The organism is Salinivibrio proteolyticus, assembly GCF_001996165.1.
In the GTDB taxonomy this organism is placed as follows: domain Bacteria; phylum Pseudomonadota; class Gammaproteobacteria; order Enterobacterales; family Vibrionaceae; genus Salinivibrio; species Salinivibrio proteolyticus.
In genome coordinates, this window is the sequence record NZ_MUFP01000004.1 from 25,484 (window position 1) to 38,462 (window position 12,979).

At 53.3% G+C, this 12,979-nt stretch carries 9 protein-coding genes; 4 read left to right on the top strand and 5 right to left on the bottom strand.

What is annotated here, in order from left to right; all coding sequences use genetic code 11:
• Both BZJ19_RS03580 and BZJ19_RS03585 read right to left on the bottom strand, forming a co-directional pair.
• Window positions 1–1,602 carry a methyl-accepting chemotaxis protein gene (locus BZJ19_RS03580; protein WP_077674619.1) on the bottom strand — a complete coding sequence of 534 codons (1,602 nt, stop codon included), beginning with the start codon at window positions 1,600–1,602 and terminating at the stop codon, window positions 1–3.
• A gap of 337 nt (window positions 1,603–1,939) precedes the next feature.
• The gene (locus BZJ19_RS03585) at window positions 1,940–3,463 is read right to left on the bottom strand and encodes a CYTH and CHAD domain-containing protein (RefSeq protein WP_077674620.1); all 1,524 of its coding nucleotides are present in this window, start codon (window positions 3,461–3,463) and stop codon (window positions 1,940–1,942) included.
• 222 nt (window positions 3,464–3,685) lie between these two features.
• Here BZJ19_RS03585 and BZJ19_RS03590 point away from each other — a divergent pair, with 222 nt between their 5' ends.
• The 4 genes from BZJ19_RS03590 to BZJ19_RS03605 all read left to right on the top strand — a co-directional run bounded on the left by BZJ19_RS03590 (window position 3,686) and on the right by BZJ19_RS03605 (window position 7,808).
• Entirely contained in the window at window positions 3,686–4,366 is a 681-nt protein-coding gene (locus tag BZJ19_RS03590) for a TIGR00153 family protein (RefSeq protein WP_069590816.1), read from the top strand.
• A gap of 28 nt (window positions 4,367–4,394) precedes the next feature.
• Window positions 4,395–5,651: an inorganic phosphate transporter gene (locus BZJ19_RS03595; protein ID WP_077479495.1), complete on the top strand. Its 1,257-nt coding sequence runs from the start codon at window positions 4,395–4,397 to the stop codon at window positions 5,649–5,651.
• A gap of 128 nt (window positions 5,652–5,779) precedes the next feature.
• Complete coding sequence (locus BZJ19_RS03600) at window positions 5,780–6,391, top strand: TIGR04211 family SH3 domain-containing protein (protein WP_077674707.1); 612 nt, start codon at window positions 5,780–5,782, stop codon at window positions 6,389–6,391.
• A 127-nt stretch (window positions 6,392–6,518) separates the two neighbouring features.
• Complete coding sequence (locus BZJ19_RS03605) at window positions 6,519–7,808, top strand: multifunctional CCA addition/repair protein (protein ID WP_420876428.1); 1,290 nt, start codon at window positions 6,519–6,521, stop codon at window positions 7,806–7,808.
• Here BZJ19_RS03605 and BZJ19_RS03610 read toward each other — a convergent pair.
• From BZJ19_RS03610 to imuA, 3 genes are read right to left on the bottom strand one after another with little or no spacing between them, the layout of a single operon-like run.
• Entirely contained in the window at window positions 7,805–10,870 is a 3,066-nt protein-coding gene (locus tag BZJ19_RS03610) for an error-prone DNA polymerase (RefSeq protein WP_077674622.1), read from the bottom strand. The two genes, BZJ19_RS03605 and BZJ19_RS03610, sit on opposite strands and share 4 nt — an antisense overlap.
• Window positions 10,871–10,881: 11 nt before the next feature.
• The gene (locus tag BZJ19_RS03615) at window positions 10,882–12,285 is read right to left on the bottom strand and encodes a Y-family DNA polymerase (protein WP_077674623.1); all 1,404 of its coding nucleotides are present in this window, start codon (window positions 12,283–12,285) and stop codon (window positions 10,882–10,884) included.
• Window positions 12,285–12,977, bottom strand: a complete 693-nt coding sequence (imuA, locus tag BZJ19_RS03620; protein ID WP_077674624.1) for a translesion DNA synthesis-associated protein ImuA — start codon at window positions 12,975–12,977, stop codon at window positions 12,285–12,287. The genes BZJ19_RS03615 and imuA overlap by 1 nt, the downstream gene beginning before the upstream one ends.
• Window positions 12,978–12,979: the final 2 nt, after the last annotated feature.

Sequence of the window (12,979 nt, forward strand, 5' to 3'; positions counted from 1 at the left end):
TTAAATCTTGAATGCGCCAATTTTTTCATTAAGCGATTGGGCACTTTGCTCCACCATTTCTGCAGTTTCATGCAACTCGGTGACCACGGTCACAGAAGCTTGCACCAGCTCTTTCACGTTGGTGAGATTTTGGTTCATTTCACCCGCGACCGAAGCCTGTTGCTCAGACGACGAAGCAATTTGGAAATTCATATCATTGAGAGAGCGGATCTGCGCCACGATTTGATCGAGTTCCCCACCCGCTTGGCTGACCGAATCAACGCTGCTATCAGCCTCACTCACACTGCGCTCCATCAAGCTCACTGCTTGTTGTGCACTTTGCTGCAATTGGGTGATCATATCCTGAATTTCCACCGTCGCCTCTTGGGTATGTTGTGCCAACTTACGCACTTCATCGGCAACCACCGCAAATCCACGTCCGCTATCCCCAGCACGCGCTGCTTCTATTGCGGCATTGAGAGCCAGCAAATTGGTCTGCTCAGAAATCCCTTGGATAGTGACAACCACAGTGCCAATTTTTTCCACTTGCGATTCAACTTGGCTCACCACTTGTGAGGACTGACTAATGTCGCTAGACAACTCATTGATGGTGTTGATGGTCGTTCCCACATAGCGCTGACCACTTGCCGCCTGTTCATTCGACGCTTCAGTGGCTTTCGAGGCTTCACGCGTATGTTCAGCCACATTCTGCACCGTGGCACTCATCTCACTCATCGCTGAGGCAAGCTGATCGATTTCAGCAAATTGTTCCTGCGCAGATTCTTTTGTCTCCGCCATACTGATGGTCATAATCTCTGCTAACGAGGATAACTCATCAGCGGCTTGACGCTGTGCATCAATCACATCCACCAGTTGTTGGCGAGAGGTCTCAAGCTCACGCGCCAGATCGCCAAACTCATCACGGCTGTTCATTTCGATTGGCTCACTTAAATCTCGCTGTGCCAACGCCCGAATTCGATCGGTGAGGTAATTGATTTGCCGCAGCATAATATTGGAGCCACCCAGCAAAATGACCATAAAGGAGATAATCATCAGTGCCGTCTGCCAAGCTATTTGGATCATATAGTCGTGATAATACGACTGGGCTTCCGACGTTGGCTGAGAGGCAACAATCCACCAATCACTGCCGGCAACAGGCACCGCATAACCATGTCGTGCGCCGTCATACACCGTATAGCTAAAGGCGCTCGACTGATTGAGAAACAGGTCAGCCACGTCACTATCTTGATGATCATCTGGTACGCGTAGCTCAGCGAATTGGGTCATTGAAGGATGTGCCCACACCTGACGCTTTTTATCATTCACCAAGTACAAATAAGCACCTTCGCTAAACTCGGCATTCATACTCTCGACCGCTTCTCGCATCAGTCGCTCACCGTCAGGCTGCGCAATCAATGCCTGAGTCATAGCTGCGCTCGAGCGCGCCAGTTCTTGTGTCTGTTTGAGGGTAAAATCCACCACGGATTGACGGAATGTTTGTGCATCCCATAATTGCTTACCCACCAACAACACGGTGCTAAATACCATCAAAATAACCAGCTTGGGAACTAAACGCAGATTGGTCACTGGTTTTTCCCATGCATAGAAGCTATGTTTCGCCATAATCCTGCACACTCCATGCCCACATTAATGCTGACTCGCGACCCTACGAGGCGGGCGGTAATTATTTTCGACAATCCGTTATATCGGTAAATCCGGTGATGACTAAACCCTTGTTTACCTTATTTGTGATAACTGCCCGCATCCACATTCAATAATGATAAGTTAGTCAGTTCACCGGACACCCCAATGCCTCACCGCGCGGTTATATCTAACCAAAGAGAAATGCATTTTGATGTAGATTGCGTTTTCTTCCACTTTTATTAGGTAGTCATTCAATTTGCGATCGCACGCGCAGTACAAAAAAAGCAGCTCATTGAGCTGCTTTAAAGGAAGGCATTTAATCTTGCCAATAGGGGGTAAGCGTCAGGCCTGTTTGGCGACTTTGCGTCATCGCATGCAATAAAGACTCTTCTTTACGCGCCAACCATTTTTCTGCTTGCTTCTTATCTTCGTCATCGTCCAACTCTGCCACCAGTTCACGCACAGGCTCGAGTAAACGCAGCTCTTCAATGCCTTGCAACATATCCAGCCAAGGCAGGCGGAACGCTTTGCGCCGGCTTTTATCAAACAAAGACGCGAGGCAGGTACCCAGTAACAAGTTGCGTTGCAGTCTTGGATACTGATCAAAATAGTCGTGCCGCGTCAGGGTTTTGGTCTCATCGAAAACCGCCAACAGCTCTTGCCAAGAATCAGGCAAGGCTTTATCGGCAAATTGTTGGATAGGCTGGGCAAGCTTTTCTTCCGCTTTGTCATCTAAGAAAGGCTGCCACCCTTTGGATAAAATCCACCGACTCAAATCCAACAGCAGGTTGCAGTAACGTGACGCATGGAGGAGCGCAACCACGTCTTCTCGCTCAGGCAAGGTTTCGTGCTTTTCTTTTAGCGCCTTAACCAAGGATTTGCGGGCATTAAGTTTGCGTAAATATTGCCCCTTATCTTCGCACAAACGTGCAATGGCAGTGGCATGGTCAAGCCAAGCTAACTCGCCTTCAAACCATTGCAGCTCTTGGCGCAAAAGGGTGCTAGCACGGCGAGGCACCACACTACCAAACAACGCAAGCGCTTGACGGATCAGTAATACCGCATAGCGAATTTCTTGCAGTGCATCGAGCGATTCTCGCTCAATGTAGATTTGCTCATGGTAATGCCAGTGGCTCAGCGCATGCTCCAAAATACGGATCAGCGCTTTCTCTTGGGAGTCGTCATCACGTAACTTCACAATCGATAGTGCGGTGACCGGATCGCCCTGATAGCCCGTAGCTAAACGATAACCACGGGCAGCCTTGCTTAAATTGCCAAGACGCACGCCGCCTTCATCAGCCAAGTTACGCGCCAGTGAGAACAAGGCATCGGTTTGACCAGAAATCAACTCCAGTTCAACCTCAGAAATCACATCTTTATCACCCGCATCCGTCGACACTTCGCCTTGATCACAGGCCAGTTCAATCTGGCTGCCATCTTCGGTCGCCAAAAGCCACTGACGGCGCACAAAGTCTGTCGAAAATAGCGGCTGAAGTTGACCCGCAAGCGCTTGTATATCTAATCCATCGGGCCATGCTTCGACCGGGATCAAAGAAAGGTCCGGCTCAGGTCCGTTAAGCTCGGCGTTGTACTCAGGGCGTTGATGTAGCCCTGCGACCACCCGGCCCGCCGTTTTCAGCGTTTGAATGTAAACGCCGTCAAAGCGGCGCACCCGCAAACCGATATCGTGTTTGCGTAGGGTAAAATCTGGCGTATCAAAGTAGATGTTTCCCAGCTCGCGCTGGCTCTGCTGTAGCTGCTTTACACCGACAATTTTATCGCGAATGCGGTGAGAGAAGTCAGAAGAGACAAAAAACTTGAGCTCTATCTCAGTGTCCATACGGGTACCTATAGCCAATTGCCAGACAAGGATATGAACAATTGATCCTGTCGGCAAGTACTGGAGTTATCAGGCTTGATCAGGCGCAATGAGGGTGAGATCACAAAAGCTGTTTCTTTAACCAATGTTCTGCGCTACCATTCGCCGCTCCGATATACCATCGTTGAACGTTTGGCCTCCATTTTGCCCTTTGGGCACGAGGCAACCAGGTAGATTACGGCTATGCCAGTAAATACAATTGTCGGGCTGTTTGCAAAAAGCCCAATTAAACCCTTACAACGCCATGTTAATCGTGTGAACGATTGCTGTGCGTTACTCATTCCTTTTTTTAACGCCTGTGAGCGTCAAGATTGGGAACAGGCTAACCAACTGCGTCAGCAAATTTCTGATATTGAGAAAGACGCAGATACACTGAAACGCAATATACGACTCAAACTTCCCCGCGGTCTCTTTATGCCTGTTGATCGGACAGACATGCTGGAGCTGCTCACCCAACAGGATAAGTTGGCAAACTTGGCAAAGGATATCGCTGGCCGCGTGATTGGCCGTCAGCTCCGTATGCCCCCCTCGATGAATGATGCCTTTATCGCCTACGTCCAGCGTTGTTTGGATGCAGCCGATCAAGCACGCCGTGTGATCAATGAACTGGAAGAGTTACTAGAAACTGGGTTCAAAGGCCGCGAAGTGACCTTGGTGGCAGAAATGATTCATCAGTTGGATGTGATTGAAGACGATACCGACTCCATGCAAATCCAACTTCGCCAAGCATTGATGGCTGTCGAACACGAATATAACCCGGTCGACGTCATGTTCTTGTACAAAATCCTTGAGTGGGTCGGTGAAATCGCCGATCAAGCGCAGCGTGTTGGCGCGCGCTTAGAGGTGATGCTTTCCCGTTCCTAACCGAGTGATGTAATAACAAGGTACTACAATGGAAATCCTGATGAATCACGGGACCATTTTAATTATGGTCGCCGCGGCTTTTGGTTTTTTAATGGCAATTGGTATCGGCGCCAACGACGTCGCCAATGCAATGGGCACTTCGGTCGGCTCTAAAGCGCTGACCGTAAAACAAGCCATTATTGTTGCCATGATTTTTGAATTTGCTGGCGCTTATCTTGCCGGCGGCGAGGTAACAGACACCATCCGAAAGGGGGTAATTGACACCGCACTCTACGCGGATCAGCCGCTTGAGTTGGTGTTTGGTATGATGTCAGCCCTGCTGGCGGCTGGCACTTGGTTGCTCCTTGCCTCATACATGGGCTGGCCAGTATCGACGACCCACTCTATCATCGGCGCCATCATTGGCTTTGCCTGCCTGTCTGTCGGCTCTGAGGCGGTGGATTGGCACACCGTACAAAGCATTGTGGGCAGTTGGATTATCACACCGCTTATCTCGGGCATCTTTGCCTACCTCATCTTCCTCAGTGCACAACGCCTTATCTTCGATACCGATCATCCGGTGCTAAACGCCAAACGCTTTGTTCCCATTTATATGTTTATTACTGCGTTTATCATCGCGATGGTAACCATTAAAAAAGGCCTCAAACACGTTGGTCTTCACCTCTCCGCCTTTGAGGCCATTAGCGCGTCTATCGTGCTCTCTGCGCTGATCATGTTCTATGGGGTGTACTATATTTCCCGTAAGTATCGCGGCGACGAGAATCAAGGCTTTCAAGGCGTTGAACGTATTTTCAGCTTGTTGATGGTCGTCACCGCCTGTGCAATGGCATTCGCTCATGGTTCTAATGATGTGGCTAACGCGATTGGCCCTCTGTCTGCGATTGTGGCCACGGTACAAAACCTAGGGGAAGTGGCTGAGAAAACCCATATCGCTTGGTGGATTCTGCCTATGGGCGGCATCGGGATCGTGGTCGGTTTGGCTACGCTCGGACACCGCGTGATGGCCACCGTGGGATCAGGCATTACTGAGCTCACCCCAAGCCGAGGTTTTGCCGCACAATTGGCGACCGCAAGTACCGTCGTCGTCGCTTCAGGAACAGGGCTGCCTATCTCAACCACCCAAACTTTGGTGGGAGCGGTGCTCGGCGTCGGCTTTGCCCGTGGTATTGCCGCACTCAATTTAGGCGTAGTGCGTAACATTGTCGCTTCTTGGCTTATCACGCTACCGGCTGGCGCCTTGCTAGCTGTGATCTTTTACCATGTGATGACCGCTGCATTTGCGTAAACTGAGCGAGTGATGTCAAATCACGGTCAAAAAAAGGGGAGCATGGCTCCCCTTTCCTTTTGGCCTATGGCACTATGCGCAACAAAGGCGATGTGTCCCATACTGAAAAAACGCAAAGGACCCCAGACGTGAAACACCTGTATTCTGCTCTTATGTTGCTGATTGTACTTGTGGCCCCCCGTGCAATGGCAGAAAACTATATTTCCGACGAATTGTTTACCTACATGCATTCTGGTCCAGGTACACAATATCGCATTATTGGTAGCGTCGATGCGGGCGATAAAATCACCGTATTAAACCGCGACCGCGATGCAGGTTATAGCCAAGTGGTCGATAGCCGTGGCCGTAAAGGCTGGGTGAAAAGTGATTACGTCACCACGCAACCTGGCTTAAAAGAGCGACTGCCTGCGCTAGAAGCGGAGCTGAAAAGGGTTAAAACCGCGCTGGCAAGCGCCCAAGATGATGCCAAAGCACAGCAAAAAGGCTTGGTTGAATCGCTAGCAAAACGTAACGAACAAATTTCCAAGCTGGAAGCACACAGCAGTGAGCTCAATAAGAAGTTGATTGAGGCACAAAGTGAAATTCGTGCACTGCGCGCCAAGATTGATACCCAAAAAGACGACCTGCTGATGCGCTGGTTTACCTACGGCGGCATGGTGGCCGGCGGCGGCTTACTGTTTGGCCTTGTGCTACCACACCTTATCCCACGCAAAAAACGTCGTCGTGACGGCTGGGCATAATGACTGAAAAAGGCTGCCTCGGCGGCCTTTTTTATTGCAACCGCCACACCAGTTTTCAGGCACAAAATATCCGTGCTGCATTTCAATATGTATACTTGGGAAAGAAATCGGAGTCTGCATGGGCGCCATGTCGGATTCCAAGGTTAATCCAAACAAGGAGTCTCGTGTGAAACACTATCTTGTCGGCGGAGCAGTACGTGATGCGCTATTAGGCTTGCCGGTCACAGATAAAGATTGGGTGGTCGTGGGCGCGACTGTCGAGCAAATGCAAGCGGCCGGTTACCAGCAAGTCGGCCAAGACTTCCCCGTGTTTTTACACCCCAGCACACACGAAGAATATGCCCTCGCCCGTACCGAGCGTAAATCAGGCCAAGGCTACACCGGGTTTATTTGCGACTTCTCACCAGATATCTCACTGGAAGCGGACCTTCAGCGCCGCGATCTCACCATCAACGCCATCGCCCAAAACGAAGATGGCAGCTTGATTGACCCCTATGGCGGTCAGCAAGATTTACACAACCGGATTTTGCGCCATGTCTCGCCCGCCTTTAGCGAAGACCCATTGCGGGTACTCAGAGTGGCACGATTTGCGGCTCGTTTTGCGCCGCTCGGCTTTACCCTTGCCGATGATACCTTAGCGCTGATGAAAAAGATGGTCGCCAAGGGCGAGCTCGCTCACTTGACCCCTGAGCGGGTTTGGCGCGAGTGGGAAAAAGCGCTCGGCAGTGATTGTCCCGATGTGTTTCTTGCTGTGCTGCGCGGTTGTGGTGCCCTTGCGGTAGTGCTTCCTGAAATCGACGCCTTGTACGGCGTGCCGAATCCGGCCAACTGGCACCCTGAAATCGACACCGGCATCCACACGGAAATGGTAAGCCGTTATGCTGCCTCATTGACCGATGACAAAAGCACCCGCTTTGCTGCACAAGTCCATGATCTCGGTAAAGCCCTCACCCCTGCCTCTATTTTGCCGGGCCATCGCGGCCACGGTGATCGCGGACTGCCCGTTATCAAAGAGCTGTGCGAGCGACTACGTATCCCCAACAGCTATCGGGATTTGGCCTTGGTGGTCAGTGCGCACCACTCCAAGGTTCACAAGTGCGATCAACTCAGCCCTGAGCATTGGGTGGCGCTATTTAATCAGATCGATGCGTGGCGCAAACCCGAACGGGTCGAGCAATTGGCCTTGGCGTGTTTAGCTGATGTGCGTGGCCGCAAGGGGCGTGAAAACTATCACTATCCACAAGCCGATGCCTTACGCGAGCGCTTTGCTTGCGCGCAACAGGTAGAGGTTAAGCCGATTGTCGACGCCGGCTTTAAAGGCGCGGCGATTCGTGATGAGCTGCATCGCCAGCGTATTCAAGCGGTGGCCGCGTGTCCGGCGCCCGCCTGTCCCGACGCGGTTAGCGCATCGCGTTAACGGAATTCTCGCGCGGCCACCGACAAGGTGGTGAGCGTCGGAGTCAGGTCAATCAACTTACCGGCAATCACGTGCACCACCTCGCCTTGCCGCTCGACAATGCCATGCACTTTCAACACCTTGGCTTGCATAAAAGCACGGGATTGCGCCCGTGCCGTCCCCGCCCAAACCACCACATTGATATTGCCCGTATCGTCTTCCAAGGTGACAAAGGTTACACCACTGGCCGTACCCGGGGATTGCTTACCCGTCACCACCCCCGCTACCGCCACCCAGCTTTGCGACGCACACTGTGATAACTCAACACCACGAGTAAAACGGCCCAGCGTGCCGGCTTGCGCCATCAAACGAATAGGATGATCGGTGAGCGACAGCCCCAAGGCCGCGTAATCTTCAATCACGTTCTGCCATTGGGAAGGTGAATGAGGCAACGCCACATCATCGTCACTGGCGGCCAGTAGTGGTAGTTGCCGCTGCTGATCCATCAGCGCCCAGCGCGCCTGAAAGCGGTTACCAGCCAGCGATGCCAGTGCGCCACTACTGGCTAGGGCTTGATAGGCATCGCGGTCAAGATTTATCCCTTGCAGTGCCGACAAAGACGCAAATCCCGTCTCTGGACGATGGGCCAGCAACCGGTCTATTGCCGCCATGCTTAATCCTTTGACTAACCGCAACCCCAGCCGCACGCCCCACTGTTCGCCGACCTTTTCTAAGCAATGATCCGCTCCCGAGTGTTGCACGCAAACCGGCAACACAGGCACCTGATGGCGCGTGGCGTCTTGCATCAATTGTGACGGTGAGTAAAACCCCATCGGCTGGCTATTAAGCAAGCCGGTGTAAAACGCGGCGGGATAATAATGCTTTAGCCACGCTGAGACATAGGCCAAAACCGCAAACGAAGCCGAGTGGCTCTCTGGAAAGCCATAATCACCAAACCCACAGATTTGCCGGTAAAGCTGCTCGGCAAAGTCGGCGCGATAGCCTCGCGCAGTCATCCCTGCGATCAATTTGTCGCGAAACGGCGCCAGTCCGCCTTTTTTCTTCCAAGCGGCCATCGCGCGGCGCAGCTGATCCGCTTCCCCACCGGAAAAGCCGGCCGCTACCATCGCCAGTTTGATCACCTGCTCTTGAAAAATGGGCACCCCGAGCGTACGCGCCAGCACTTGCTCAACAGCTTTAGACGGGTAGCTCACCACTTCTTCTCCGTCGCGTCGCTTTAGATACGGATGCACCATGTCACCTTGAATCGGACCGGGGCGGACAATGGCAATTTGGATTACCAAATCATAATAACAAGCCGGTTTGAGCCGCGGCAGCATACTCATTTGTGCTCGCGACTCAATTTGAAACACTCCCACGGTATCGGCGTGCTGAATGCGTGCAAACACCGCCGGATCGTCGCCTTGTTGGGTGATAGCCGCCAAACTCAAGCGAGGGCCACCGGTTTGGGCAATCAAATCAAAGGTACGTCGAATCGCGGTGAGCATGCCCAGTGCCAGTACATCGACTTTCATCAGATGCAGTGTTTCCAGATCGTCTTTATCCCACTGGATCACCGTCCGCTCTGCCATCGCCGTATTTTCCACCGGCACCAACTCATACAAAGGCCCATCTGCAATCACAAAGCCACCCACATGCTGAGAAAGGTGGCGTGGAAAGCCGATCAATGTCTGGGTCAGCGACAGCCATTGTTGGCTTTTTGCGCTTTTAGGATCGAGACCCAACTGCTGAAGTTGCTGCGTCCAAGGCTGGGTTTTATCGCGTCGATTGAGGTTTTGAATAAAAAAATCAATCTGGCTAGCGGGGATCGCCAACGCTTTGCCCACATCGCGCAATGCACTTTTCAGCCGATAACGGATCACGGTTGCCGCCAAGGCGGTCCGCTCTCGRCCATATTTTTGATACAAATACTGAATGACTTCTTCACGGCGCTGGTGCTCAAAGTCCACATCAATATCTGGTGGCTCGTCGCGCTCTTTACTAATAAAGCGCTCAAACAGCACATCGACTTTGCACGGATCCACCGCGGTGATCCCTAAGCAATAACACACCACCGAGTTCGCCGCCGAGCCGCGCCCTTGGTATAAGATCCCACGTGACTGGGCAAAGCGCACCAGATCGTAAATGGTCAAAAAGTAATACGGATAATCCAGCGCCTCGATAAGCGCGAGCTCTTTTTCAATGATGGCTCCCACGTCATTGGGCACCCCCTTGGGGAAACGCTGCTGTGCGCCTTGCTTGACCGCCTCACGCAGATAGGCCATCGCAGACTCGCCAGTCGGCACCACTTCTTTGGGATAGCTGTATTTCAAGCTCGCCAGGGAAAACTGACACTGAGCGGCAATGTTGGCACTTGCCGCCAGCCACTCAGGGGGGAATAGAGAGCGTAGTTTAGACAGCGGGCGTAAGGCGCGCTCTGCATTGGGTAATAACATCCTTCCCAATTCAGCGACAGGCTGGCGATGCCGAATCGCCGTTAAGGTATGATGTAACGCCAGCCGCTCAGGGTGATGCATCAACACATCACCACACGCCGTGACACGAAGCTCATACTGGCTTGCCAGCATGCGACAGTGCGCCAGATACGGATGGTCGTTATCCGCTAGATCGCGCCGCACGGCCAGATACAAGCGCTCGGCATGATAACGCAGCAGCCACGTCGCCCAATGATGATCACTCTCCCCGCCACTGGGTAGCCATAGCACCAAGCCATGACGCACCGACATCAGATCCCACTCGCTCAGCTGGTAGTCACCTTTGTGACTGCGTCGCCGCGCATTGGTGATAATCCGACACAGCTCTTGGTAAGCCGCTTGGGTAGGACACAATAGAACAACATCTAACGCCTGCAGGCGAAAGCGACTGCCAATGATCAGCGAAAGCTGCGGATAATCACGCTGGGCTTGATACGCACGCACCACCCCTGCGACCGAGCATTCATCGGTGATCGCAAGCGCTTGATAGCCCAATGCTGCCGCTTGCGCCACCAGCTCTTCCGGGTGTGAAGCGCCCTCAAGAAAGGTGAAATTGCTGCAACATACCAGCTCGGCATACGTACTCATCACTGCACCGTCTAACTAAACCAGCCGTGTAAAAACCAGGTTTGTTCTGGCGTGCGAAACACCCACAGCCATTGTTGCTGGGCGTTTTGGGCAATAAAGTAATCGCGCTGGATAGGCACGTCTTCCCACCAGCCCGTGACAATCCGCTCCGGCCCTTCACGTAAGGTGACCTTACCCATCAGTGGCGTGGGTTGCGGCAACAATAAACTTGGACGTGGGCGCGTGGGTGCCGAGGCCGTCGGCGTGGCGCGGTGATGATGAGGGACATGTTGGTTGGCCGCCTCGGGACGGTGATGATCTACATACGCCAACCGCATGACCGCCTCCTCTCCTAGTCGGGCTGCCAGGGTCGCGACCAACTCATCACGGTTTTGCTCGCCTTGCTGCGCGCTAAAGAGATCGGTTTGTCCGGGCTGGTGGCAATCAATTTGCGTGGCGCACACACTCACTGCCGTCACTGGCTGGCTCACTTGCCATGACGTCAGTCGTAAACGCACCAATGCCATCCAGCGCTCGACGTCTTTCTCGCCATGCGCGGCCATCACTGGCAGGGTTTCTTCACATCCATCACGCAAGCTAAAGCCCAACGTCAGCGCAGGCGTGCAGGCACTACGCTGCTCAAGAAAGCGGCACAGTGCCGAGACGAGATTCTCGATAATGGGCAATAAATGGGCTTGCTCACTGAGCTCAAACAATAAAACCCGTTGCTGAAAAAATTGCAGCGGTGGCTGAAAATAACGCAGCGGCGTCGGCTTATCGCCACTGACTTCAGCAAGATAATCCACCACAGAGCGCGGAAAACGTCGCGTCAGCGAAGCGGTGGGCAAGGCGATAAGCTCACCTAACTGAGAGAGGCCCAGACGCGTAAACTGGGTTTTCACCGTCTCCGGTAAGGGGGCTGCAGCCAACGGCAATTGCTGCAACGCTGCCTGCAAATGCTCGGGGTCGGTACTGACCTTGCCCGCGTGGCCATACGCCATAAGCTCGGCGGCTCGCGGCGTTTCGCCCACCCCGGCCTGATAACGAATACCACTTTCCACCAGCGTTTGAGTCACGGCCTGCCATAGCGGAGGAAATCCCTGATATAAGGCCAACATCGGTGACACGTGTAGCCATAAACCTTTAGGGGGATTGAGGCTGATTTCTGCGACCAGCGGATAAAGCTGTGTGGCGAGCTGCTCAAGCGCGGACTGCTCTTTCACGGCGCAATAAGGATAGACTGCGAGCTGATGACAAATAAGCGCCGCTGCCCCTAATCCCATACCGGTATTCAGACCGTGCGTGCTAGCCGCCACAGAGAGCTGCACTAAACGGCCTTCTTGCTCGCTAACCAGCCCCACCGCTTGCACCGATGACGGCGCATAAAGGCTATCTAACAGCAAGCTCGGGCAATGCAGATACAGCCACAATGACATTACGCTTGCTCCCGCTGTTGTCGTAAGGGAAAGGCAAGCAAATTCTCAGCGTTGCTCGGCCAGGTCACCAACGCGGGCCATTGCGTGCGCCAATCAAGAGTAAACGGAGCCGGTGGCCATTGGCCGCGACAATAGCGCACCGTGACCGTTACGCCACATACGGAAGGGGCCAATGCCACGCTTAAATCGACCGGCAAGGTCAATGAGTACGTCTGCTGGCGGCGCAACAGTACCACCGCACATTGGCCATGTTCGGCCGCCAGTTTTAGGCGCTTCACTTGTCCAACCGTGAGCGAAGATGGCCATAACACTACCGCCTGACACGCGCCACTGCGCGCCGCTTGCTCAGCGGCCCACAGCGCATCTTGATCGCTTTTGGGGGACACCAACAAGGTGTTGTCTGTGGAATAGCCTTGCTGATATAGCATCGCTGCGTTGAGTCCAACCGGTGGCCGGATCCACACCACCTGTTGGCCGCTCGCGTGATACAACGCGGGTAACACCAGCCGCAACTCACCGACGCCATAGTCACTGATGATATCTGTCACACCTGGAGACGGGAGTCCACCAAGGCACTGATCAAAGGCGCTATAACCGGTCGCTTTTTTATCGGGTAATTCCGCCATTAACGGGCGCTGACTGGCGCGCCATAGGCCGTGTTGTTGGGCTAATTGGTCGAGTGTTTTCATCATTA

Bases quoted from the DNA above. Each gene is read 5' to 3' on its own strand.
- BZJ19_RS03580 (WP_077674619.1), bottom strand. From the start codon at position 1,602: ATGGCGAAACATAGCTTCTATGCATGGGAAAAACCAGTGACCAATCTG.
- BZJ19_RS03585 (WP_077674620.1), bottom strand. From the start codon at position 3,463: ATGGACACTGAGATAGAGCTCAAGTTTTTTGTCTCTTCTGACTTCTCT.
- BZJ19_RS03590 (WP_069590816.1), top strand. From the start codon at position 3,686: ATGCCAGTAAATACAATTGTCGGGCTGTTTGCAAAAAGCCCAATTAAA.
- BZJ19_RS03595 (WP_077479495.1), top strand. From the start codon at position 4,395: ATGGAAATCCTGATGAATCACGGGACCATTTTAATTATGGTCGCCGCG.
- BZJ19_RS03605 (WP_420876428.1), top strand. From the start codon at position 6,519: ATGTCGGATTCCAAGGTTAATCCAAACAAGGAGTCTCGTGTGAAACAC.
- BZJ19_RS03615 (WP_077674623.1), bottom strand. From the start codon at position 12,285: ATGTCATTGTGGCTGTATCTGCATTGCCCGAGCTTGCTGTTAGATAGC.
- imuA (WP_077674624.1), bottom strand. From the start codon at position 12,977: ATGATGAAAACACTCGACCAATTAGCCCAACAACACGGCCTATGGCGC.